This is a genomic window from Citrobacter amalonaticus (assembly GCF_018323885.1).
Lineage (GTDB): Bacteria > Pseudomonadota > Gammaproteobacteria > Enterobacterales > Enterobacteriaceae > Citrobacter_A > Citrobacter_A amalonaticus.
In genome coordinates, this window is sequence record NZ_AP024586.1 from 40,154 (window position 1) to 62,722 (window position 22,569).

23 protein-coding genes and 1 pseudogene are annotated in these 22,569 nt (G+C 48.8%); 15 read left to right on the forward strand and 9 right to left on the reverse strand.

Annotation, left to right across the window (positions count from 1 at the left end):
• Positions 1 to 174: 174 nt before the first annotated feature.
• The 4 genes from silR (at position 175) to copM (ending at position 3,491) form a co-directional block, all read left to right on the forward strand.
• Entirely contained in the window at positions 175 to 855 is a 681-nt protein-coding gene (gene silR / locus KI228_RS22465; protein WP_084884211.1) for a copper/silver response regulator transcription factor SilR, read from the forward strand.
• Positions 848 to 2,326, forward strand: a complete 1,479-nt coding sequence (locus KI228_RS22470; RefSeq protein ID WP_141227296.1) for a Cu(+)/Ag(+) sensor histidine kinase — start codon at positions 848 to 850, stop codon at positions 2,324 to 2,326. Before silR ends, KI228_RS22470 begins: the two co-directional genes overlap by 8 nt.
• 234 nt (positions 2,327 to 2,560) lie before the next feature.
• Positions 2,561 to 2,992: a silver-binding protein SilE gene (gene silE, locus KI228_RS22475; RefSeq protein ID WP_019843151.1), complete on the forward strand. Its 432-nt coding sequence runs from the start codon at positions 2,561 to 2,563 to the stop codon at positions 2,990 to 2,992.
• Between the two features lie 148 nt (positions 2,993 to 3,140).
• Entirely contained in the window at positions 3,141 to 3,491 is a 351-nt protein-coding gene (gene copM / locus KI228_RS22480; protein WP_000695683.1) for a CopM family metallochaperone, read from the forward strand.
• Between the two features lie 171 nt (positions 3,492 to 3,662).
• Here the strand turns inward: copM and KI228_RS22485 are convergent, their stop codons facing one another.
• A complete protein-coding gene (locus KI228_RS22485) occupies positions 3,663 to 5,489 on the reverse strand; it encodes an AAA family ATPase (RefSeq protein WP_141227297.1) in 1,827 nt (608 codons plus the stop codon).
• 501 nt (positions 5,490 to 5,990) lie between these two features.
• Here KI228_RS22485 and KI228_RS22490 point away from each other — a divergent pair.
• Positions 5,991 to 6,131 carry a type 2 periplasmic-binding domain-containing protein gene (locus tag KI228_RS22490; protein WP_212807606.1) on the forward strand — a complete coding sequence of 47 codons (141 nt, stop codon included), beginning with the start codon at positions 5,991 to 5,993 and terminating at the stop codon, positions 6,129 to 6,131.
• A gap of 181 nt (positions 6,132 to 6,312) precedes the next feature.
• On the opposite strand, the gene KI228_RS22495 is transcribed toward KI228_RS22490, so the two are convergent.
• The 3 genes from KI228_RS22495 to KI228_RS22505 all read right to left on the reverse strand — a co-directional run bounded on the left by KI228_RS22495 (position 6,313) and on the right by KI228_RS22505 (position 7,837).
• Positions 6,313 to 6,666 (reverse strand): Atu4866 domain-containing protein, encoded by a 354-nt coding sequence (locus KI228_RS22495; RefSeq protein WP_396426854.1) that lies wholly within the window; start codon positions 6,664 to 6,666, stop codon positions 6,313 to 6,315.
• A 1-nt stretch (position 6,667) separates the two neighbouring features.
• A complete protein-coding gene (locus KI228_RS22500) occupies positions 6,668 to 6,889 on the reverse strand; it encodes a DUF1471 domain-containing protein (RefSeq protein WP_033876052.1) in 222 nt (73 codons plus the stop codon).
• Positions 6,890 to 7,114: 225 nt separating this feature from the next.
• Positions 7,115 to 7,837 (reverse strand): SDR family oxidoreductase, encoded by a 723-nt coding sequence (locus KI228_RS22505; protein WP_019843161.1) that lies wholly within the window; start codon positions 7,835 to 7,837, stop codon positions 7,115 to 7,117.
• 98 nt (positions 7,838 to 7,935) lie between these two features.
• Here KI228_RS22505 and KI228_RS22510 point away from each other — a divergent pair, with 98 nt between their 5' ends.
• Positions 7,936 to 8,835, forward strand: coding sequence for a LysR family transcriptional regulator (locus KI228_RS22510; protein WP_141227299.1), 900 nt, complete (start codon positions 7,936 to 7,938; stop codon positions 8,833 to 8,835).
• A 107-nt stretch (positions 8,836 to 8,942) separates the two neighbouring features.
• Here KI228_RS22510 and KI228_RS22515 read toward each other — a convergent pair.
• Positions 8,943 to 9,325: pseudogene (locus KI228_RS22515) on the reverse strand (PIN domain-containing protein).
• Positions 9,326 to 10,006: 681 nt separating this feature from the next.
• On the opposite strand from KI228_RS22515, the gene KI228_RS22520 reads away from it, so the two are divergent.
• The 8 genes from KI228_RS22520 (at position 10,007) to KI228_RS22555 (ending at position 17,684) form a co-directional block, all read left to right on the forward strand.
• Positions 10,007 to 10,309, forward strand: a complete 303-nt coding sequence (locus tag KI228_RS22520; protein ID WP_141227300.1) for a hypothetical protein — start codon at positions 10,007 to 10,009, stop codon at positions 10,307 to 10,309.
• A gap of 71 nt (positions 10,310 to 10,380) precedes the next feature.
• Positions 10,381 to 10,926 carry a hypothetical protein gene (locus KI228_RS22525; protein WP_141227301.1) on the forward strand — a complete coding sequence of 182 codons (546 nt, stop codon included), beginning with the start codon at positions 10,381 to 10,383 and terminating at the stop codon, positions 10,924 to 10,926.
• A 59-nt stretch (positions 10,927 to 10,985) separates the two neighbouring features.
• Positions 10,986 to 11,321: a hypothetical protein gene (locus KI228_RS22530; protein ID WP_212807607.1), complete on the forward strand. Its 336-nt coding sequence runs from the start codon at positions 10,986 to 10,988 to the stop codon at positions 11,319 to 11,321.
• Between the two features lie 2 nt (positions 11,322 to 11,323).
• Positions 11,324 to 12,100: a site-specific integrase gene (locus tag KI228_RS22535; protein ID WP_212807614.1), complete on the forward strand. Its 777-nt coding sequence runs from the start codon at positions 11,324 to 11,326 to the stop codon at positions 12,098 to 12,100.
• 601 nt (positions 12,101 to 12,701) lie between these two features.
• On the forward strand, positions 12,702 to 13,073 hold the full coding sequence (locus tag KI228_RS22540) for a hypothetical protein (protein ID WP_141227304.1): 372 nt from the start codon (positions 12,702 to 12,704) through the stop codon (positions 13,071 to 13,073).
• Between the two features lie 992 nt (positions 13,074 to 14,065).
• Positions 14,066 to 14,938 (forward strand): RepB family plasmid replication initiator protein, encoded by an 873-nt coding sequence (locus tag KI228_RS22545; RefSeq protein ID WP_052452854.1) that lies wholly within the window; start codon positions 14,066 to 14,068, stop codon positions 14,936 to 14,938.
• 611 nt (positions 14,939 to 15,549) lie between these two features.
• Positions 15,550 to 16,716 carry a plasmid-partitioning protein SopA gene (sopA, locus tag KI228_RS22550; RefSeq protein WP_080182917.1) on the forward strand — a complete coding sequence of 389 codons (1,167 nt, stop codon included), beginning with the start codon at positions 15,550 to 15,552 and terminating at the stop codon, positions 16,714 to 16,716.
• Positions 16,716 to 17,684 carry a ParB/RepB/Spo0J family plasmid partition protein gene (locus tag KI228_RS22555; protein ID WP_141227305.1) on the forward strand — a complete coding sequence of 323 codons (969 nt, stop codon included), beginning with the start codon at positions 16,716 to 16,718 and terminating at the stop codon, positions 17,682 to 17,684. The genes sopA and KI228_RS22555 overlap by 1 nt, the downstream gene beginning before the upstream one ends.
• Positions 17,685 to 17,932: 248 nt before the next feature.
• Here KI228_RS22555 and KI228_RS22560 read toward each other — a convergent pair whose 3' ends face one another.
• From KI228_RS22560 to KI228_RS22570, 3 genes are all read right to left on the reverse strand, one after another.
• A complete protein-coding gene (locus KI228_RS22560) occupies positions 17,933 to 18,793 on the reverse strand; it encodes an SMP-30/gluconolactonase/LRE family protein (protein WP_141227306.1) in 861 nt (286 codons plus the stop codon).
• A gap of 77 nt (positions 18,794 to 18,870) precedes the next feature.
• Positions 18,871 to 19,344, reverse strand: coding sequence for a DMT family transporter (locus KI228_RS22565; protein ID WP_141227307.1), 474 nt, complete (start codon positions 19,342 to 19,344; stop codon positions 18,871 to 18,873).
• A gap of 14 nt (positions 19,345 to 19,358) precedes the next feature.
• The gene (locus KI228_RS22570) at positions 19,359 to 20,756 is read right to left on the reverse strand and encodes an amidohydrolase family protein (protein WP_141227308.1); all 1,398 of its coding nucleotides are present in this window, start codon (positions 20,754 to 20,756) and stop codon (positions 19,359 to 19,361) included.
• Between the two features lie 133 nt (positions 20,757 to 20,889).
• Here KI228_RS22570 and KI228_RS22575 point away from each other — a divergent pair, with 133 nt between their 5' ends.
• Complete coding sequence (locus tag KI228_RS22575; RefSeq protein WP_141227309.1) at positions 20,890 to 21,795, forward strand: LysR family transcriptional regulator; 906 nt, start codon at positions 20,890 to 20,892, stop codon at positions 21,793 to 21,795.
• A 125-nt stretch (positions 21,796 to 21,920) separates the two neighbouring features.
• On the opposite strand, the gene KI228_RS22580 is transcribed toward KI228_RS22575, so the two are convergent.
• On the reverse strand, positions 21,921 to 22,502 hold the full coding sequence (locus tag KI228_RS22580; RefSeq protein ID WP_141227310.1) for an NAD(P)H-dependent oxidoreductase: 582 nt from the start codon (positions 22,500 to 22,502) through the stop codon (positions 21,921 to 21,923).
• Positions 22,503 to 22,569 lie beyond the last annotated feature (67 nt).

A 22,569-nucleotide genomic window follows, 5' to 3' on the forward strand; every position in this document is an offset into this window, starting at 1 on the left:
GGCCGACCTGGTAAATGGTTCAAATGAAGTCCGGATTATTGATAGGGATACTTTACAGAACGCTCTCTGTTTGCCGGGTGACAGAATAATGACAATGTTGTCATTATTGCTGTCATCCGTTGATAACGGTCGTGGGCACAATAGAATGACATTAGCAGCCTGTCGGAGAGAAAGATGAAAATACTGATCGTTGAAGACGAAATGAAAACCGGTGAATACCTCAGCAAGGGGCTGACTGAAGCCGGATTCGTGGTCGATCATGCTGATAATGGCCTGACCGGCTATCATCTCGCCATGACTGCCGAGTATGATTTGGTGATCCTGGATATCATGCTGCCTGACGTGAACGGCTGGGATATCATCCGTATGCTGCGCAATGCCGGCAAGGGGATGCCGGTATTATTACTGACCGCCCTCGGCACGATTGAACACCGCGTAAAAGGGCTTGAGCTGGGCGCGGATGATTACCTGGTAAAACCTTTCGCGTTTGCTGAGCTTCTCGCCCGGGTACGAACCCTGCTGCGACGGGGTAATACGGTGATCACGGAGAGCCAGTTCCAGGTGGCCGACCTTACGATTGATCTTGTATCAAGAAAGGTCAGTCGCGCCGGGAACCGCATTTTATTGACCAGTAAGGAGTTCAGTCTGCTGGAGTTTTTCCTTCGTCATCAGGGGGAAGTACTCCCGCGCTCTCTGATTGCCTCTCAGGTCTGGGACATGAATTTTGACAGTGACACGAATGCCATTGACGTCGCGGTCAAGCGGCTTCGCGCTAAAATAGACAATGATTACGAGCCGAAGCTTATCCAGACGGTACGGGGCGTGGGCTACATGCTTGAGGTCCCTGATGCGTAAAATGCTCTCCAGGCGCCCTTTCTCTCTCGCCCTGCGGCTGACCTTTTTTATCAGCCTGTCCACGATACTGGCGTTTATCGCCTTTACCTGGTTTATGCTGCATTCCGTTGAGAATCATTTTGCCGAGCAGGATGTCAGCGATCTGCAACAAATCAGCAAGACAATGCACGGCATACTCCAGTCGCCGTCCGATCCTGATGAAAAAAAGATAAGCAAAATAAAGGAGTCGATTGCCAGTTACCGTAACGTTGCCGTTCTGCTGATGGATCCGCAGGGAAATATCCTGTTCACTTCGGCACAGGGGGCGGCATTACGTCCGGCGATGAAGACGGCGGACTTCGGCTCACACTGTCGCGCGCAGGATGTTTTTCTCTGGACGGTGGAAGATCCGGTCATGCCCGTGCACGGCGGGCCGGGCATGAAGATGGAAACCTACCGGATTATCGCCTCTTCAGGAACCGCGACACTGCAGGGAAAAAACCAGAACTATGTCCTGCTGACGGGACTCTCCATCAATTTTCATCTTCACTATCTCGACGCACTGAAAAAGAATCTGATCGCGATTGCTGTGGTAATAAGTCTGCTGATTGTGCTCATCATCCGCGTTGCAGTTCGTCAGGGACATCTGCCCCTGCGTAACGTCAGTAATGCCATTAAAAATATCACCTCGGAAAATCTTGATGCGCGTCTGGAACCCTCACGTGTGCCCATTGAGCTGGAGCAGCTGGTCGTCTCTTTCAATCACATGATTGAGAAAATTGAGGATGTTTTTACCCGACAGGCCAATTTTTCTGCCGATATTGCACACGAGATCAGAACGCCGATTACTAATCTCGTGACGCAAACTGAAATTGCACTGAGTCAGGACCGGACGCAGAAGGAACTTGAGGATGTCCTCTACTCCAGTCTTGAGGAATATAACCGGATGACCAAGATGGTCAGCGATATGCTTTTCCTGGCGCAGGCGGATAATAATCAGCTGATCCCGGACCGGGTCATGTTCGACCTGAGTGCGGAGATCATCAAAGTCTTCGATTTCTTCGAAGCCTGGGCGGAGGAACGTAACATCACATTGAAATTCAACGGGGTGCATTGCCTTATCGAAGGTGATCCCCAGATGTTCAGGCGCGCCATCAACAATCTGCTCTCTAATGCCCTGCGCTATACGCCGGAAGGTCAGGCGGTAACCGTATCGATAAAGGAACAGGAAAATTATTTCGAACTCATGATTGAAAATCCGGGGAAACCAATCCCTGAAGAGCATTTATCAAGGCTTTTTGACCGCTTTTATCGTGTGGATCCTTCCAGGCAACGGAAAGGTGAAGGCAGTGGAATAGGGCTTGCTATTGTAAAGTCAATCGTGGAAGCACATCACGGCAGGGTCCATGTGGAATCGGATGTACGCTCGACACGTTTCATATTATCAGTACCAAGGTTTGAAAATATAATAAATAGCACCCCACAATCGTGATTTAAGGGAATAAAATGACAAAGTTGTCATCAGCCTGTCACGAGGCAAACAGAAGCCATTCGATATAATTAGTGCAACTTATCAGGAAGGCTTTATTACCTGCCAGGAAATGTTTCCAGGAGAATATACAGCCAGCCACCCGGTAAAACAGGTTAAGCGAAACAGCATTCTGTTTTCACTGAATGCGCTGACTTCAGTAACCGGACATCACTAATTCAGGAATGGAGAATTACCATGAAAAAAATTGTACTGGCAACTGCTTTAGGTTTTGGCCTGGTGTCTGCGTCATGGGCCGCTGAAACCGTGAATATTCACGAGCGCGTCAATAATGCCCAGGCTCCGGCTCACCAGATACAGTCAGCTTCTATCCCGTCAGCAGTCCAGGGGGAGACCTCCCGGATGGCCGGAATGAATCAGCATGAACAGGCCATCATTGCTCATGAAACCATGAATAATGGCTCTGCGGAAGCGCACCAGAAAATGGCTGAAAACCATCAAAAGATGATGGGAAACATTGCCGTCAACGATACCCGCCCGTCAGTCTCGTTCGCAGCGATGAATGAACATGAAAGAGCGGCCGTAGCCCATGAAACCATGAATAACGGCCAGTCCGGGGCGCACCAGGCGATGGCTGAAGCGCATCGCCGCATGATCAACGCTGGCTGAGTACCGCTGTAGTATGAGTGCTGTTACCTTTTCCTTGATAGATATTTCCTTAACCGGATATGTTGCTGCATTTTTGCCCCCGAACGGGGGTTTTTTTATCCCTCTCAGCTACAATTATCCTGTATCAACCTGAATAAGGATTAATTGCATGAAAATCAAAACCTCCCTTCTGGTTATTTTAATGTTATCCATGCCTGCTATTTCTGCTGAACATTCTGATATGAAGATGGGTGACATGGGGTCATCCGCCTCGTCGCAGGCATATATGTCCGGCATGAATGAAATGCATGAGAAGATGATGGCTGCGGTTAAGGAACCCGACCCTGACAAAGCCTTTGCAAAAGGCATGATCGCACACCATGAAGGCGCAATAGCCATGGCTGAAACGGAGCTCAAATACGGCAAGGATCCGGAAATGAGAAAACTGGCTGAGGACATCATTAAAGCGCAGAAAGGCGAAATCGACCAGATGAACAAATGGCTTGATAACCAGAAATAAGGGTTGTCAATACTGTATGCCGGGCGTGAATTTTATATCGTACCCAGAGTACAGGGGATCTGTTAATCGTTAATTAATAAAAACCCGAATTATTCCGGGTTTTTATTTTATTACCACTGAAGTCAGTTTTTCTGGAATGAGGGAGTCCGTCTGAGTTTCTCTGCCGATTATTCAGTGCGTCATGGCGATAATTTCGGTCAGGATCTCTTTCAGCTCCACTCTTTCCTGCACACCATCATGATAGGTGGATCTGGCGATGATTTTATCACCTGTCATCCGGGGCCAGAATGTATCCAGTACATTATCAGGCTTCATGCCGACCGCCCTGCCGATAATTTTTTTTGCATCACAGGTGTCCGTATAGGTGACCTGTACGCCGGTGAGTTCATGAATGAGATCCGGGCAAAGATAATTCTCTATCTCGCGCTTACGCGTGGCAAAAAACATCCTCCCGGCCTCCTCGACTTCTTTCTTTCGCTTCTGAATTGACTGGGCCTGAGAGGGATCTCCGCCCGTATCGGAGTCCAGAAATACGCACCAGGGGAGGCCCAGATCGTTGGCCAGGTTTAAGGTGACCCAGTGCTTGACACTCCCGCACCCCCCTATCAGAACAGGCACAACGCTGACATCTTCCAGGCAGGCGGGCAGTACACCGGACTGCTTCAGTGAACGTGCGGCATGCCTCAGGAAGGTGACATCCGATTTTCCTTCAACCAGCACAATGCCTTTCGCGCGTTCCATGCCGGTTTCCGGCAGCACTCCCAGGCTTTCCGTGGCTTCCTTCAGTACCGCGTGAACCGGCATTTTTACGACAGGTTCTCCTGACCGATCCCGGGTAACATAACGAACACCGTCGACAGGGATCAGTCCGGCAAGTGCCGGCACATGAGTGGTGACAATAATCTGACGGTGTGGCTGGCAGGCTAACGCCAGCAGCGCTTTCATCAGCAGAACCTGGTAGTTCGGATGCTGGGATGTTTCAGGCTCTTCGATGGCGTAAATGACATTTCGCTGCGTATTCGCCACCATTTTCTCGGCTTCAGCCCTGAAAAAATTCAGCAGAATAAGCCGCCTTATCCCGCTACCCCGCTTATTGATGGGGATACCATTTTCCCCGTCCAGGGTGAAACTGAAGGTCCACTTCGGTTTCTCCCTAAATCGTGGCGTCAGTTCACTGGCGAGTTCGGGAGCCATTTCCCGTAATTTATCCAGCGTACGCCGGGCGACATCCAGCACGCTGTCCTGAATTTCGTTTTCAAGCGCGGTGATTTTATCCTGCAGTGCAGCCTGAGCATCCTTCACCGCCTGCTGAAGGGGATTTTTGGCTTCGGAATCCCCGTCGCTGCTCTCCCTGTCGGCTTTAAAGAGCGCAAACGTGGGCAGTAAATCAAGGATCTTGCCCCACAGCGATTTTGTGTCGGTACCAAACTCCTTGTCGACATCCAGTAAAATTTCCGCGCAGTCATAAGGAACGGCTGCTTCCCTGATAGCCTGGCGCCATAAGGATGCCGTGCGTTTATCTGCCACATTTTCTTCAACGGCTTTTCCCACGGCCCTGAGCTCCGCCATTTTCATCCCCATTAAATTTCTCAGGGGCTCGTGCGCAGGATGCATGCAGCGGATGCAGGTTTGTTCAGGTTTACCTGTCGTTGTGGCTTTAAAGGATTTTACGATCTCGAAATTACCGTCTTTATTGAGAAGATGTTCAGAGGCGAGTGTGGTCTGCACGCGTTCGTCGATAATTATAGACTCCGGCAGATCATCAAACTCGCACGCGATTTCAAAACGGCTCGCGCCTTCTCTCAGGCTGAAGCAGTTCATGTCATTTCTGTCAGCCTTCATCCCTTCCGTTTCAAAAAAAATAGCCAGAGCCTCAAGAATGGTGGACTTGCCGAAATCATTACGCCCGACAATACCCGTCATTCCCTCATCAATGTTTATTTCCGTAGTGTTCCTGTAGCCCCTGAAATTTGTCAGTTTTATTTTTCTGAGTCGCATAGGCAGACCTGCTGTGTATTAGAAAAGGGGAACCCGAAGTCAGAAAGTGATATTTTTCAGAACCAGTCTGACCCGTATCAGCATATCTCACCTGCTCTCATAAATTTTGATCGCGCCCCGCTTTCTGAGAATCCCTTCCTTTGATAAATACCTGGCGAACAAAACGTGTCAGGGCATTCGCCACCGGACGCTGGCTGAGATGAGCTGTGGCGACAGGCTGCTTGCCGGTCATGCCAGCCCGGATCTGAGCTGTGCCAGTGACGAAGCCACTGACGGATTTATTGCAACAATGATAATAAAGAATTTTAAATTTGAGCTAAAAAGCAATAATCACCTCAACGCAACAATGTTTGTTCATTAGTGCTCTTGTTGCATTAATACTTCTTCGCCTCTCCTGAGATCCGAAAATGACCAAAGTCGGATCTGGACTGAGTCATCTTAGGGAAGGGTGAAGGAGATACGGCAGGAGAGAGTTCAAAGCAAAATGCAGGTGGAAACCGAATGCTGCCGCGAGTGCTTAAGGAACTGGCAAGTAAGGCTCCGTATGCGCGCCCGACCATCGTACCCGGATCCTCGCTCACCCTTTACGAGTACCTGCAGGATGGCAAACTCGACGCCGGTGTGGTTGTGGCACCGCCATAGTTTTGAGCCTATGGTTGTAGGCTCAAAAAAGGGTTATGAGCTGCAAACGGTAAATCAGAAATTCAAAAATGTATTTGAAAGGCAATCCATTGCCAGAATAATGATGTCTTGGAGACAACTAATCATGGATCCTAATGATGCATCAGGGTTTATTATGCTAATTTTCATAGTGAATTTAATTTTAATTATGGCGAAAAAGCACCATTCCCGCGTGATGAAGTTCGTCATTACTGACAAAAGTTCCATCAGCTGTAAAACCGGTGTCGTCCTGATAATAGATTCTATTTCCACGAATATCATAGTCGCCCTGATAGGCATTGGCCTGGAAACCTCGGGCTTCATCGTAACGTCCATTAGGAAAAAGCTCATGGCGAATGAACCCATCTTCAGTAACCCAGAGGCCAGTATAAATATGCTGTTTTTTCATATAATTCCTGATGATATGTATGAGTATTAGAGATGGTTTTTGTATTCGTGTATTATTGCACTGCTCTAAAGAGCAATGCCAGTCACGAGAAGCGTCTACTTTTGCGATGCTACTTTTTTTTGGTAGGGGTTAATTCTGCCGACATATACACCCTGTTTTTAAAAGATGCCCCAAGGATTTCATATGATTTCCCCTGTTTTGTTGCCAGTGCTGATATTTTTTTCTCAGCGCCCTCGATAGTTGAATCGACTGCCGTAACAGTTTGGGCCGTGGCGCTCAAAGATAATGAAGAAATAATAATTGCTGCAGTTAAATGATGAATGTTTTTCATGATAACCTTCCTGTTAATGGATTGATGCTGATTTATAAAAGAGGGAATAATGTAAGTTTTCATTTATTCCCTGTGCCATATTGGTTTCTGCAATTAACACAATGTCAGTGTCAGTTGAGAATGACATAATAAATTAACTATTGTCATTTCATCAGCAGAGCTTATTCCAGAGACATTAAATAAATAATGATTTCAGATATTTACATCATCCCGCTGCCATACGCTTCAGTTTGCGGATGCTGTCGGCCTGATGGTTATTTCTGTTGTATCAACGCTTTCCGGAGCCTCAATTACATGTCGTACGGCACGGGCAATATCAGCGGGTTTAAGTGCAACAGAGCGGTATGCATCCATCACCGCCATGGTTTCAGCATGGGTGATGGTTGAGGCAAGTTCGCTTTCCACAACGCCAGGATTAACGCAGGTCACGCGGATTTTCGAGCTTTCCTGACGTAGACCATCAGAAATGGCCCGTACTGCAAACTTGGAGGCGCAATAGACAGCGGCTGTTGGCACAACTGAAAGGGCACCGATAGAGCCAAGGTTAATTATCTGTCCAGAATCCTGAGCTTCCATCACCGGAAGTACTGCGCCAATTCCCCATAGCACGCCCTTGATATTAACGTCAATCGTACGTTCCCATTCATCCTGTTTGCCGGCCGCAAGCGGTGAAAGTGGCATGATGCCCGCATTGTTAATCAGAACGTCAACACGACCCCAGTTATCAAGAGCTGACTGCACAAACTGAGCCATGGACAGTCGGTTTGTGACATCCAGCTCCCGCGCTTCAGCAATACCGCCGGTGCTGCGGATTTCTGCTGCAATGGCTTCGATACGATCCAGTCTGCGTGCCCCTAATAGCACCTTCGCACCTGTATTTCCAAGCTCTCGCGCAATCCCTTCCCCAATGCCGCTTGACGCGCCGGTAATTAATATAACTTTATCCATCATGTGCTCCTTCAGTTGAGTTCAGAGAGATGATAGAACTTTATGATTAGTTCCAGTATCCTGCTTTCACTGGACTCAGTGGTTAGCAAAACTAAACAATGAAAATTGATCTCAATCTTTTACCTATTTTTATCGCGGTTGCTGAAGAGCGTAATTTCACCACAGCCGCAGCCCGACTGGGAGTTACACGCTCGGCGGTTAGTCAGGGAATAAGGCGGCTTGAGGATACTTTCGGCACAATGCTGGTAATGCGGACAACACGTTCCGTAAACCTGACTGAAGCGGGAGAACGACTGCGTACATCCCTGTCATTACCTTTATCCAGTATTGAGGCTGCGTTCGAAGAGATTGCATCCGACAGCACGCCACGTGGACTTCTGAGGATTGCGGTAACCTCCATAGCTGAAGAGTTTCTGTCAGGTCCGCTGATCTCCTCGTTTGCGGCTGCTAATCCAGCCGTGACGATCGATATTGTCGTGACTGATGAGGAATTTGATATTGTGGCCGCTGGTTATGATGCTGGCGTAAGGCTTGGGGATGTGATCGAGAAAGATATGGTTGCCATCCCGCTTACAGAAAAGCAACGTGAAATGGTGGTTGCGTCCCCATTCTATCTCACAGCTAATAGTCCACCTCTGCATCCGCGTGAGCTTGTGCATCATCAGTGTATCGGATGGCGTCCTTCCCCGGAGGTTGCTCCTTATCGCTGGGAATTTGAAGAGAACGGGAGAGCTTTCGACGTGGCGGTAGAGCCGCGAATAACAACGAATGACCTGCATCTCATGCTGAGGCTGGCTCTTGCCGGTGGGGGTATAACATTTGCTCCTCAGGAAACATTCAGGCAGTACATTGAAAATGGTCAACTTGTTTCAATGCTTGATGATTTTCTTCCCCATTTTCCTGGCTTCTATCTGTATTTTCCTCAACGCCGGAATATAGCGCCAAAACTACGCGCCCTGATCGACCATGTAAGACGATGGCGGCAACCGCATGCATAATGTTAAGCACGCAATATTTTGTGATGTAAAGCTGTTTTCTGAGGACTGACTCATTTAGTTATTCTGGCACAAAGCAGACATCCCACCTTCATGCGTTCTTTCTGCCGTCAGTTAACCCAGTCTTCCAGCGTCAGACCCGGCACCCGCTCAAACTCCCTCGTATTGTTCGTGACCAGCACGGCGCCGGCCGCAATGGCGTGCCCGGCAATCGCCGTGTCGTTCGAACCGATTGGCGTCCCGACGAGGCGCAGCGCGACCTTAATCTCCATGGTGGCGTCCACCGCAGCCCGGTCCCAGGGCAGGATAGCATCGAGGCGGGCGCAGAACGCGTCAACCAGCTCAATGTGACTTGGGGAGGCCTTCGGCCGATGGCGCCGAAGCGCATCTCGGAGTGGGTGATGGCCGAGATCACGATACGGTGGCTGTGCAGCACCGCCTGTTCCTGGCGCTTAAGCACCGCTTCAGGCTGCTCGTATGCCACGAAACAGATTCAGAATTTGCTGGCACTTTAGTTCGCTTCTGGCGCAAAGCGGACTTTACTGACCGGACACGGTGCCTGAGGTCAGTCAGGGCGTTCAGGGTGAAAATAATAAGCGTCGCTTCGTCGCTGAACCGCCGTCAGGCTCACTTATCCACGCACAGCAATAATCAGCGCCTTTTAGTTCCTGAAGGGCAATAATTCCGATTCAGCAACAATTTTATTTAATTAGTGCCTTTTCTGCATCAATTCCTCTCATTTTCTTCGCAGATCCGAAAACCCCAAAAAAGGCAGTTCCGGATCTGCTTCCTCCCCTCCGGCGCGCTGCCGCCCCCTGACACAATATGTAGCGGTTCCGTCAGCTGCTGATGACGCTATATGTTGTGTTACTCCCCCGCCCCGTGATCGCCCGCTTACCCTCAGAAAAGGGCGCTTCGCTTATTCCCCCGCCGTGGTACACTTCCGGAAAGTTGTCATATGCAGGAAAGTCGGATCACACCGGCACAGCCACCCGGTAATTTAACAGAGTGGTTATATGGCTGCTTATTATCAGGCTGTAAATTATGACGAGAGGTAAAATCATCCCGGTGATAGATACGGGGCGGGCAGACGATTGTGCTGCGCGTCATAATTACTCTGAGTGACTATTTCCTTGATTGTCTCTACAGATGATGCTTCAGGAGGATTTTTTGAATGCAGGTATCGAAATACACAACAGCTGACGCGTTAATTCAGGAACTTCATGATGAAGGACACGATGTCATCTATGAGCGAATTACTGAATATCCGGTTCTGAGAGGGGTCGGCCAGATCCCCCCGGCAAAACATTTACTCACTCAGGAAGGATACGTCGTCGGGATCTTCGTTGAACCTATGGGGGGATGGCGCCGGCGTGAAAGCGATGACTGCGTCAGAGATGAACCGGGTATCGAAGACAACCCTTTCAAGGTGAAGCACGATGTTAATGCGCCCCGGAAAATAATCCGACGCGTGTAGGAAACGCTTTCAGCAAGGCGGGATTTCTTTGTGAAGGTGAATATAGTATTAACGAAAAGGAGAGGGAAACGATGAGTAAACTGACCGGTTACTCGATGGGGCTTATAGCCCTGCTGGCAGGAGCAACACGGGATGCCGGTGCGGCAACGCTCAGTGAAATGCGGATGATTAATGCCAGTCAGAAACCAGGGATGGTCGTTACCTGCAACCGGACCTCGGAAATTCCGCAAAAAGGCGGGGCTCCCGTTCGTATTGAAACTCTCCTCACGGGCGTGGTGCTGCAGAACGACGGCGATAGCCTGGCGTTTGATGTGACCTTTACACAGCGGCACTCTGAACAGACGGACCCTTTTCGTACGGAAAAATACCGGCTGACCACTGAGCTGGAAGCTACCCGCCAGAAGTTGACTGTTGATCCTGAGACAATCGAACTTTCGCTCCCCAATGCCCGTGGTCTCGAAGAAACTTTCCTCGCGGGGATGAAAGCCAGATCGGTTTCGTATGACGACTACAGTCGTTATCGGGTCTTATCTGCTACCGATTATCAGATCCTGCCGGGCCCGGATTCCCCGGATGCGCCGGTGATGCACTGCACGGTCCGCTCAGCATCCAACTGATTGTGGTTTCGCGCATCGGTACCGGGCTCGGTAAATCCTTTAACAGAGAAACGTTCATTATGACAATACCCAGTAAATCCATTTCAGAGCAGATCATCGCACTGCTGACTTTTTGTCAGCAATTACAGTCCGATAAAGACGGGGTCAGGCGGCTACCACCGGACAAAGCAGCGGTGGGAGTGTCTGAAGAAGTATTCGACAGTTTTGCCCGTCAGATACAACATGCCTGTATGTATGCATCGATGACTGACCGCCTGCTGGCCATGCAGAGCCGCCTTGCAGAAGTCGGTCGCCGGCTTGAAAAACATGGCAGAATTGAGGTTCACGCTGAAGAAAATTATGCGGAGGCGGCACTTAACTGGCTTGCCTCGAAGGCCGGAGATGAAGCGGCATGAGCATGCCCGTGATTCAGGGGGGATTTCAGGGCGTAATGCCCGCCCAACTGCCGGTGGCCATTGACTACCCTGCAGCACTGGCCCTGCGCCAGATGGCTCTCGTTCAGGATGAACTCCCTAAATACCTGCTGGCACCGGAGGTGAGCGCCCTGCTCCACTATGTGCCCGATCTGCACCGTAAGATGCTGCTGGCAACCCTGTGGAATACCGGCGCGCGCATTAACGAAGCCCTCGCGCTGACCCGGTCTGATTTTTCTCTGGTGCAACCCTACCCGTTCGTACAGCTGGCCACACTTAAACAAAGGACTGAAAAAGCCTCCAGAACGGCTGGCCGTACGCCCGCCGGCAGTCAGGCTCACCGACTGGTACCCCTTTCAGATACGAACTATGTCAGCCAGCTGGAGATGATGGTGGCCACCCTGAAAATTCCGCTCGAACGCCGCAATAAACGAACCGGCAGAACCGAAAAAGCGCGTATCTGGGAGATCACAGACCGTACCGTACGGACCTGGCTCAACGAAGCGGTGGAGGCCGCAGCGGCCGACAGGGTGACGTTCTCAGTGCCGGTGACGCCCCATACGTTCCGCCACTCCTACGCGATGCACATGCTTTACGCCGGCATACCACTGAAGGTGCTGCAGAGTTTAATGGGGCATAAGAGCATCAGCTCGACGGAGGTCTACACGAAGGTGTTCGCACTCGATGTGGCCGCGCGACACCGTGTGCAGTTCCAGATGCCAGAAATGGAAGCGGTGGCCATGCTGAAAGGTCAAAATTGACTGAATAGTTCAGCTGGAGTCGGGATTATGCCGCTGGCACGTCGTGTCAGTGCGGTGTGATCTGCCCGGATACGTCGACCGGAGCGCAGGTAATCTTGTTCAAAAAGACACCAAAAAAACCGCAAAAGCGGGTTTTAGGCTCAGAGGTAACGCAACGCTAAGAACTCATCAATCAAGCTACAAATGATGACTAGTCGGTTTTGCCGCGTTACTGACATTAGGTCGCGCAGCTGCAGAATACGAAACGCAAGCAATGATTAAAAAGTCATGTATGCTCAGTCGCAGGAAAATCAGGGCATGAAATAAAAGTTACACAATAGACACAACAACCTATTGGAGGAATTTTTATGCTCTTAATACTGTTTTATATGTTTCTAAACGCATCGTTTGCTTCACAAATAGCTATTCTGGCCTTTGTAATCCTCTTAACCTTTCTTCAGAAGCTAGTTATTGCAAGCCAGAGATCAGGTAATAAATAATTTTATCCGGCGCGATACGTCGAACCATGTACACTGCATTGTTAAAAGACTGGATGCTTGGCTGAGGATTGATATGGAAAAAGAAACCACTAATTGACCGGTTATTGATCCGAGAAAAGGAAATGCTACCTGTCTGGCAGAACATTGCCTTTCAGTCACTTAACTGGCAGCATTGCTACAGTTTATTGGAGCAGATAGTATTTGCGGGTAAATTTGGAAAGCCCGAAGTAACTTCCAGCTTGAAAGAAGATTATCGGCAGTTGAAGAAATTGAATATAGGTATCAGAAGTTCAACATCTAAACTGGTGGAGATGATGTTGGCACGCGAGGCAATTCTTATCCGTAATGCTACGGCAATTATTCATACCAACAGCCTAAGTCTGAGCGCTTGTTTTACAAAGTTCATCCGCCAATTACCATCGATTACACTTCTCAGAACGGCTCTGAGCCAGATAGTTCACGTTCAGAATGGTCTCTTAAGATTTCTGAAGTAAGCTCCCTGCTCCCATACGTGTTCGATAGGCATTATAAGATACAATAGATAATTAGCCAGAAAACTGTCATGAGCTAATGATGCTCATGTGTTGTCCTACCTACTTTCTTCAGGTGACCATATTCAATAGGGATCTCAAAGGCTTCAGTACAGTAGTTAGCGCTCCGGTCAATACTACTTTCTGATACGAACTTAGTCGAAGTGCGATTACACCGTTTATAGTACCGGAGCGTACTAATTTATGAACCGGTTAAAGCGAATAGACATCCATATGAAGTCATGGACCATGATTCTCTTACTTAGCGGATGAAGTGATTGCGACTCCCGTAGCTCATAGGGCTCCGTTCTTCGTATCGGTTACCCTCAAAAAGTATCGTCATTTTTACAAAACACGAATGCTGTACTTCAGCATAGCGGATATGTTGTTACAGAGTATAGGTGTTCACAAACCGATCATATCCACAGAAGTTTATATCGGACTTTGCTGCGCAGCACCCAGTACCATTTACTAAATCTCAATTGAGGCTGCTAGCTATAAAGTTACTGCTTAGGAAATCATCCTGAGATGGCTTAGAAGTAATTGTTAGGTGGGGCTAATCCGGTTTTGAGAGGAGGTTCTGTTGTGACGAATGTTACACTTTCCATAAATGATGAATGATTCCGATTAGTTATCCACATATACAGTTAATAGATCCAATATTTTAGATCCACATAAGATCCTTTATGGATCCTAACAGTTCCAATTAGAACCAAACAGATCCCCGATCGCTGAGAGCCTTGTCCCACCTGACTTCAAGGCGTGTTATGGGGAGTTGTAGAGGGAAGAAAGGGAGTTAAAGCGGGTATAAAGGGAGCTGTGATGGGTAAAAGGTGACTTGTAAAGGGTAAAAAGTGATTTGCAGAGGGAGAAAAGGGAGTTACAGTGGGTAACATAGGGAGCTGTGGTGGGAAAATTCTTTCTGCACTGTATAAATTTTTCATAAGGTGGATAAGTTGGATAATTCTAATAAAAACATATACTTCTTCCCTGATGCTATCCCTGAATCTGTAGAAGGCGAAGGGAAATCACTAACAGTCACCAGCAATTCAAGTGTTCAGCCTGCAGCATTGATGCGCTTAGGCATATTTGTTCCAGCAAACAAAAGCGGTGACTCAGGCGATGCAATTGATGCAAGCGAAATCTTGTCTTCGTTAGAGCTTTCAAGGTCAGAAGGTTATACGAAGATCATTATCACCGGGCCAAGGCTTAACCTTTCTACTGACTTAAAGGTCTGGATGGGTATAATTCACGCATTCTCAAAGTACGGTATTGCCAGCAACGCGATCACTCTTTCATTTCATGAGTTTGCGGGGCTATGTCAGATACCCTCAAAACGCTTGGATTCAAGGCTTCGTGGGAACATACGCGATTCTCTAACACGTATTCGAGGTAAGACCATTACTTTGAGTACTATCGGCTCAAAAGGCGCCTATGTCACAGGGTTATTAAAGACAGGACGTTTCAACTCGGATGAAGATACTATCGAGCTTGAGGCTGATAGCAAGTTATGGGAGCTGTATAGGGCTGATTATCTCACCCTACTGCGTAAGAAGCCGCTAAACGCGCTTCCACGACAGGAGGCTGCTCAGGCGCTATACACTTATTTGGCCAGCCTTCCTGAACGTCCTGCGGACATTTCGTTCACCAGATTGAGAGCTCGTCTGATGCTCACCAATCGAATCAGCGATCAAAACAAAGTCATTCGTGCTGCTTTGCAAAAACTAAAAAGTATTGGCTACCTGGACTATCTCCTTAAAAAAGAAGGACGTGAGACTATGGTACGAGTTCTTAGTAGAAACCCTGCCTTAAAACCGAGTGACCTGTAGAGGGAAAAGTGACTTAGAGCGGGTGATACTTTTACCCAAAAGTGAGCTGCAGAGGGTATCGCCCCACAGCTCCATAAGGTGACCTGTGACGGGCTATCTTCTCGGCATATTGAACGAAGGGTATGTTGTTGGGCTGAAGAGAACTGATTTGGTTAAATATGGGGAGTTGTAGCGGGATAAGCTTCCCTGTAACTCCCTGAGAAACCCGGTTCGACAGCTTCCTTCCCGTTCTAGCTCCCTTTTTTATTTCTTATTCCCTCCTTAGCTCCCCTGTGCCATCTCCAGCTCCCTCTATAAGTCACTTTCTTAAGTTCCCACCTTAGCTCCCTTTAATCACACTTGGTTTCCCTCTTCAACTCCCCGGTATCGAGACTCATATTCCCCCCTTAGCACCCTTTGTATTTACCCTTTCAAGAAAATTTCATTCGTAACCACGGCGTGCTGAATGGCGGGGTCTGCAATTACCATATTTTTACTATTGATTAACTGATTGCCTAGTCATTTTTTGAACAACTTTGCAATTTTAAAGTTGGTTTGCATTTTTAGTGTTGCTTTGCGTGATTTATCAAGATTTAATGTATCCATGCAAAGTTAACCTAAAGGACTTTAAGATGGGATTAATGGATACTCTTGACCAATGCATCGCAGCTGGTCATGAAATGACACAAGCGATTGCTATTGCACAATTCAACGATGATAGCCCTGAAGCAAGAAAAATCACACGTCGATGGCGTGTCGGGGAAGCTGCAGATCTTATTGGTGTTTCATCTCAAGCCATTCGGGATGCAGAAAAAGCAGGCCGCCTCCCCCATCCTGACATGGAAAAGCGTGGCCGGGTAGAACAGCGGGTTGGATATACCATTGAGCAGATTAATCATATGCGAGATGTTTTTGGTACACGTCTGCGTCGACCGGATGAAGGTGTTCCACCGGTAATTGGAGTTGCCGCACATAAAGGTGGTGTTTATAAAACTTCTGTGTCTGTCCATCTTGCTCAAGACCTTGCTTTAAAAGGCCTGCGTGTTTTATTGATAGAAGGCAATGACCCTCAGGGTACTGCGTCCATGTATCATGGATGGGTTCCGGATCTGCATATCCATGCTGAAGATACACTTCTACCCTTCTACCTTGGCGAAAGAGATGATGCAACATATGCAATTAAGCCAACGTGTTGGCCGGGTCTGGATATAATTCCTTCGTGCCTGGCTTTGCATCGTATTGAAACTGAACTTATGGGCCGTTTTGATGAGGGAAAATTGCCCACGGAACCTCATATGATGTTGCGTCTTGCAATAGAAACGGTTGCTCAGGACTATGACGTAGTTGTGATCGATAGTGCTCCTAATCTCGGTATAGGGACGATTAACGTTGTATGTGCTGCTGATGTACTCATCGTTCCTACCCCGGCAGAACTTTTTGATTACACATCGGCGCTACAGTTTTTTGATATGTTGCGTGATTTGCTGAAAAACGTTGATCTACAAGGCTTCGAACCTGATGTCAGAATTCTTCTTACAAAATATAGTAATAATAATGGTTCCCAGTCTCCCTGGATGGAAGAGCAGATACGTGACGCCTGGGGAAGTATGGTTTTAAAGAATGTGGTCCGTGAAACAGATGAAGTAGGTAAAGGTCAAATTCGAATGCGTACCGTCTTTGAGCAAGCCATAGATCAACGTTCTTCAACAGGTGCATGGCGAAACGCACTCGCGATCTGGGAACCCGTTTGCAATGAAATATTTGATCGACTGATTAAACCTCGTTGGGAGATTAGATAATGAAACGTGCTCCGATAATACCCAAATCTACTCCAGCACAATCTCCTGCTGCGCCAGCGTCTGCTCCAGCTGCCCCTATGGTTGATTCTCTAATCGCCAGGGTTGGAGCAATGGCAAAAGGAAACATAATCACCCTCCCCGTCTGTGGTCGTGATGTGAAATTTACACTGGAAACTATACCGGGAAATAGTGTTGGAATATCCACGAGAGTATGGGTTGGTAATGAGCGAGATCAGGATTTTCTGACGGAAGAAGCGCTTGATGATCTAATTCCATCATTCCTGCTTACAGGACAGCAGAACCCTGGTTTTGGTAGGAGAGTCTCTGATTACATAGAGGTTGCTGATGGCAGCCGTCGTCGTATGGCTGCGATACTTACTTCAAGTGAATATCGCATTCTTGTCGGAGAACTTGATGATGAGCAAATGGATTCGCTCTGCAAGATTGGTAATGATTACAGGCCAACAAGCGCATATGAAAGAGGTAGGCGTTACTCATTCCGGCTGGAGAATGAGTTCAACAACAATATTTCCGCATTAGCCGATGCTGAAAATATTTCCCGTAAAATCATCACGCGTTGTATCAACACTTCAAAGCTGCCTCGTGATTTAATCACGCTCTTCTCTCATCCCGGTGAGTTATCCGCACGAGCTGGAGATAATTTGAATCGTCTTTTTAGTGATGATGAAGGCTTACTGCTAGAAAAAATCAGTGAACTTTTGGACAAACGCAAAAGTGGTATTGTGTTTGAAACAGAAGAAATCATTCAGTTTTTAACTAATGCTCTAAAGACCTCTAAAGTTAATGTGACACCATCACCACTCAACCGTGAGTTTGCTCCTGGAGCAACTGCGCAATACAAAGCAAATAGAATTGTATTTAACCTCGACCGTTCAAAGATTCCTCAGCATTGCATTGAACAAATTGAAGGCATTCTTGAAAAACTTCAACAATCTGGTTCAGTATAATTTTTAAAATTTCTATTTACTCTCATTATGTCTCATGACGAACGGTCCCAGCCCTAAAACTGGGACCGTGGTCCCGACACCACAACTGGGACCGTGGTCCCAACACCACAACTGGGTGTCAACGCAAAGTAGAAAGGGCACCTTCATTGCGAAACAGAAATGTCCTGTAATTTGCCTGAGCGGCTTCCGGCAGCTAAGTGCCAAAAGCGGACTCTTTTCTCAGCATGAATCAGAACAAATACCAGACGTTATATTATGCGCGCTGCAAACCGGCTTTCAGGTAATCCGGCAAAAAAAGGTGAACGGATACTGAAAAGTGCACCGTCATAGCTGGTAGGTTCAGCGAGACCCGAGCGTGCACTGGTACAAAAAAGCGCGTTCAGAGACGAGCCGCCAAGTACCGGACAGGTGGTCTGAATGGCAGGAGCAGACAGAACGCTGTGAATTTCTCCTGCAGGACTGTAACGAACAACCCTACTACCGCCCCATTCGGCGTTCCACAGATACCCCTGCGCATCAATGCAGGATCCATCAGGCGCGCCGCCGTCTTCTACTTCAGTAAAAATTCGCTGATTGCTGAGTGAAGGGTAATCACAACAAAAAATGCGTCCCTGCATGGAATCGCTGTAATACATGGTGCAGCCATCCGGGCTGAAGCAGATGCTGTTAGGTATGGCCACCGCAGGCAGACTCAGCGTCTCTGTTTCCAGAGTGGCTGCGTTCAGTCTGTGAAATTTGCCAATAGCCTGTAGGGGATTGCCGTCGTGCATTGAGCTGAATACAAAATTCCCTGCGCGATCGCAGCGCCCATCATTAATACGTGTCCCCTGGGCACCAGGTGAAGCAGCAATCAAGGTAAAAATACCGCTCTGCAGATCGTAATAGCCGAGGCGGGATTCAAAACCCATCAGCAGTACGTTTTCTTTCTCAGTCAGCGCAAATGAGCCGAGGCGTTCAGGTAAGGACCAGCGGCTGATTTCTTCACTGTCTTCCTGCATGGCGAGTAATTCACGGCCCTCAATATCTGTCCAGTACAGGCGGCGTGTTCTTTCACACCAGAGAGGACATTCTCCCAGTTCATTACTGACATGAGCTGCGATCGTAAGCATTGTGTTACCTCAGTGAGGCAGGGTTCCCTGCCTTAATGGATTAATTCCTGACGCTACCGGTGTATGATTTTTCTCTGTCAGTTCATGAAACGGTGTGACAGGCGATCACCAAAGAGCATGATTGCAAGACCGGCCAGCATGACCAGCATCCCAGCCAGTTTGAGCAACGAAACAGGTCGCCTTATGGCACCCAGAAGGCCAAAATGGTCAATCATATGAGACGAAAGTAGCTGACCGACAATCGCCAGGCCGAGAAGGGCTGAAAACCCAATTTTGGGCGCGAGCACGACATAGCTGAAAAGAGCGCAGGCCCCAATCAGCCCCCCCGCCAGGCTCCACAGCGGTTGAGAAGGAATGGCCACAATCGAGGTGAACAGTCCCCCGCGCAAAAATGCGTAAACGCCAAGGCTGAATGCGCCGGCCGTAAACGAAAATAACGCAGCGGTAACAGGGTCACCTCCCAGCCCCCGGGCCAGCTGGCTGTTCAGGGTCGTCTGCAGGGTGATACCAAGACCTGCGGCAAAAGCGATGACGTAATAAATCATGCTCATACGTTTCATACCTGTCAGTGAGTCTGCGCCGGCGGCAGGAAGGTCTCTGCAAAAATGTCTGGCTCATACCCGGCAGCGGCAAACAAATGCGCCCGGGATTCATCAATCGCTGCGTGAAGACGCGCGCTGTCCACGCCCACGACTTTGCCATGCTGCTTGAAGATGCGTCCGCCGATCATGACGGTATCGATGTTGCTTCGCTCCGTTGCATGCACCACGGTGCCGAAAGCATTCCCGTTCGGGTAGAGATTGATATCGCCAGCGTTAATCAGGATAAGGTCTGCCTGTTTGCCTGGCGTCAGGCTGCCAATTTTGTCCTGCAACCCTGCACAGGCTGCGCCATCGACAGTCGCGGCTTTAAGGAGCTGCGCTGCCGGCAGCGTTTTCAGCGAGTGGGGTGAATCGCAGCAGTGCTGCTGGTGCATGCCCATTACCCTTTGCAGGTAAAAGGCCACACGCATTTCCATAAACATATCGGTACTGTAAGACGTTTCGTTATCAACACTCAGGCCCGGGTTGATACCATGACGCTGCGCGGCTTCAATGGCGAACATCCCGCTTTTAATGCCATAGTGCGAATCGGAACGGGGGCAGACGTTTACCCGTACACCGGCTTTGCGCAGGATGTCCCATCCCTCATCGGGCAGCGCCGTGCAGTGATTGAAAATATTGTCCGGCCCCAACAGCCCCTGCTGATGCAGTGATTCAAGTTCAGAGGCCATCTCAGCACCGAAGAATTCTGTGACGATTGGTAGTCCCAGCCTACGCGCCTCCGCCCACAGTTCCGGCTCCAGCTGGGCCATGACACCCAGAGAGACAAGTCCTTCAGGGTTGTTTTTGAAATACTTCTCCTGCAGGCGCTGCCAGTTACCGGGCCAGTGCGCTCTGTCCCATTCGCCTGCAACGGGTGCCCCGGAGGCGTGGATAGCACGAATGCCCGAATCCAGCAGCGCCTCTACGGCGGCATCAGAGTGTGCAGCGGTGCGACTGTTGTGGGAATTATCAATGACGGTGGTGATACCCGCATCAATTGCGCCCAGGGCAGTAAGCAGGTTACCCACATAAATATCGGCAGGGCGATAATATTTGGCGAAAGAGAAATGCGTGGCGTTGCTGTAGTCATCCAGACAGGTTGCATTAGGGTTGATACGACGCAACTGGCCTTCCCATGAGTGACGATGTGAATCCACCATACCCGGCATGGCAATCATGTTCGTGGCATCTATCACGTGGGCATCCTGCGCGTCCAGGTTCTGACCCACGGCAGTGATGGTTGAACCACGAATAAGGATGTCGCCGTGCTCAATGTTGCCCACGTTGTCATCCATGCTCAGGATCGTTGCGCCCCGAATCAATGTTAACGGTGGGTTTGCAGTCTGGTTATTCACAATATTTCTGATGTAATCGTTCATCTGAACAGCCTCTTTCTTAGCAATGTGAGAAACGATACGTGGCTCGATTAAAGTGAAAAAGATTCTTAAACTGTTTTCATAATTCATAATTCACGAATAATAATTTTCACTGATTATCGGCTGAGAGGAAGAAATGGATCGCATTCAGGCTATGCAGATCTTTTTACGCGTGGCTGAAGCCGGGAGCTTCGTACGGGCAGCAGAAACGCTTTCACTGCCCTCATCGACGGTTACCAGCACGATAAAAAGTCTTGAGAAGTATTTGCAGGTTCGCCTGCTTAACCGGACAACGAGGCGGGTCAGCCTTACCCCTGAAGGTATGCAGTATCTCGGTGAGTGCAGGGAAATACTTTCCTTAATCGAACATGCAGAATCCGGGCTGAAGGATGCCGGAAGGCGGCCACAGGGACGTTTACGCGTTGATATGCCGGGCGGGATAGCCCATTTCATCGTTATGCCAAACCTGAAAGATTTTTACCGGCTTTATCCGGATATTTACCTGATGATTGGCGTCAGCGACAGACAGGTGAATCTGGTTCAGGAGGGCGTTGACTGCGTGATCAGAACGGGAGAGCTTAATGACTCTACGCTTGTGGCCCGCCCACTTGGCCGGTTTCGGTGGATCACCTGTGCCTCTCCTGACTATCTCAAGGAATATGGTATTCCTCAAACCCCGGATGATTTGTCAGAGCATCGGGCCATCCACTATTTTTCCGGCTCGGGCAGGCGCACAGACGAGCTGCATTTCCTGCGTGGCACCGAAAATTTGTACGTGCCTGTAACTGGAAACGCAGCCGTTAACGAAACGGGACTCTACATTAAAATGTGTCTTGAAGGTTTTGGGCTGGCACAGCTGGCAGAAAGTATTGTTTCTGAGGATCTTCAGAAAGGCAGGCTTGTTGAAGTTCTGGATGACTGGCAACCGCCATCAGTTCCGGTCACATTGCTTTATCCGCATCAGCGGTTTCTTTCTCCAGCGATTCGCGCTTTTGCTGACTGGGTTGCCGGACTATTCCAAAAGGGTGACGTCCGGGGGTGAAATCACCGCATGAAAAACTTATCCCGAAGTATGAATTATCATGCAGATGTCGGGCAGGGTTGATCCTTTACCCTTCCCCCGGAAATGACAAGCCCTGTTCTGAAAACATCGGGCGTTGCCCTGGTTCAGGAATATGTCGCAATCAGGTGTTCGCTGAAACGGTGGATTTCATTTTCCACATCCGGCGATTTGACCACATCATTAGTGATGAAAGTGGGCAAAGGAACCATGCCAAGGAACTGGTTTAACTTATGAAATTGAAGATACAACCCGTCCACACCCTGACCCTCAAAGAACTGTTCCGGATCGGTAAAGGCTTCCAGCGGGGCATTCCAGGTCAGGGACAGCATGTATTTTTTGTTCTGAAGAAGCCCGCCCGATCCGTACTTTTTTGAGTCATCAGAACGTGTACGGCCATCACTTTCATAGAGGGCCCCCTGGCCCGCCGTAAATACCTCATCGACCCATTTTTTTACCGTCCAAGGTTCACCCATCCACCATCCGGGCATCTGATAAATCAATACATCGCTGCTTAGGATTTTGGTGATCTCGTCCTGCGGTTCAAATTCGCAGTCAGCCTTCGTTACGGAGACGTTGTGCCCAAGCTTGCTCAGCACCTTACGCGCAGTATTGACATAGAGCTCGTTTAGCTCGCCTCTGGCGAAGTTAAAACTTTTAGCGCCACTGATAATCAAAATATTACCCATAAAAATTATGCCTTTTCATAGTATTAGAAGCTGAATATTTAAAACAATCTTCTGCTTTAGCGACGGC

What these genes read in the sequence shown, in the direction of transcription:
- silR (WP_084884211.1), top strand. Translation starts at nt 175, where the DNA reads ATGAAAATACTGATCGTTGAAGACGAAATGAAAACCGGTGAATACCTC.
- KI228_RS22470 (WP_141227296.1), top strand. Translation starts at nt 848, where the DNA reads ATGCGTAAAATGCTCTCCAGGCGCCCTTTCTCTCTCGCCCTGCGGCTG.
- silE (WP_019843151.1), top strand. Translation starts at nt 2,561, where the DNA reads ATGAAAAAAATTGTACTGGCAACTGCTTTAGGTTTTGGCCTGGTGTCT.
- copM (WP_000695683.1), top strand. Translation starts at nt 3,141, where the DNA reads ATGAAAATCAAAACCTCCCTTCTGGTTATTTTAATGTTATCCATGCCT.
- KI228_RS22485 (WP_141227297.1), bottom strand. Translation starts at nt 5,489, where the DNA reads ATGCGACTCAGAAAAATAAAACTGACAAATTTCAGGGGCTACAGGAAC.
- KI228_RS22490 (WP_212807606.1), top strand. Translation starts at nt 5,991, where the DNA reads ATGCTGCCGCGAGTGCTTAAGGAACTGGCAAGTAAGGCTCCGTATGCG.
- KI228_RS22500 (WP_033876052.1), bottom strand. Translation starts at nt 6,889, where the DNA reads ATGAAAAACATTCATCATTTAACTGCAGCAATTATTATTTCTTCATTA.
- KI228_RS22505 (WP_019843161.1), bottom strand. Translation starts at nt 7,837, where the DNA reads ATGGATAAAGTTATATTAATTACCGGCGCGTCAAGCGGCATTGGGGAA.
- KI228_RS22510 (WP_141227299.1), top strand. Translation starts at nt 7,936, where the DNA reads ATGAAAATTGATCTCAATCTTTTACCTATTTTTATCGCGGTTGCTGAA.
- KI228_RS22520 (WP_141227300.1), top strand. Translation starts at nt 10,007, where the DNA reads ATGCAGGTATCGAAATACACAACAGCTGACGCGTTAATTCAGGAACTT.
- KI228_RS22525 (WP_141227301.1), top strand. Translation starts at nt 10,381, where the DNA reads ATGAGTAAACTGACCGGTTACTCGATGGGGCTTATAGCCCTGCTGGCA.
- KI228_RS22530 (WP_212807607.1), top strand. Translation starts at nt 10,986, where the DNA reads ATGACAATACCCAGTAAATCCATTTCAGAGCAGATCATCGCACTGCTG.
- KI228_RS22535 (WP_212807614.1), top strand. Translation starts at nt 11,324, where the DNA reads ATGCCCGTGATTCAGGGGGGATTTCAGGGCGTAATGCCCGCCCAACTG.
- KI228_RS22540 (WP_141227304.1), top strand. Translation starts at nt 12,702, where the DNA reads ATGCTACCTGTCTGGCAGAACATTGCCTTTCAGTCACTTAACTGGCAG.
- sopA (WP_080182917.1), top strand. Translation starts at nt 15,550, where the DNA reads ATGGGATTAATGGATACTCTTGACCAATGCATCGCAGCTGGTCATGAA.
- KI228_RS22555 (WP_141227305.1), top strand. Translation starts at nt 16,716, where the DNA reads ATGAAACGTGCTCCGATAATACCCAAATCTACTCCAGCACAATCTCCT.
- KI228_RS22560 (WP_141227306.1), bottom strand. Translation starts at nt 18,793, where the DNA reads ATGCTTACGATCGCAGCTCATGTCAGTAATGAACTGGGAGAATGTCCT.
- KI228_RS22565 (WP_141227307.1), bottom strand. Translation starts at nt 19,344, where the DNA reads ATGAGCATGATTTATTACGTCATCGCTTTTGCCGCAGGTCTTGGTATC.
- KI228_RS22570 (WP_141227308.1), bottom strand. Translation starts at nt 20,756, where the DNA reads ATGAACGATTACATCAGAAATATTGTGAATAACCAGACTGCAAACCCA.
- KI228_RS22575 (WP_141227309.1), top strand. Translation starts at nt 20,890, where the DNA reads ATGGATCGCATTCAGGCTATGCAGATCTTTTTACGCGTGGCTGAAGCC.
- KI228_RS22580 (WP_141227310.1), bottom strand. Translation starts at nt 22,502, where the DNA reads ATGGGTAATATTTTGATTATCAGTGGCGCTAAAAGTTTTAACTTCGCC.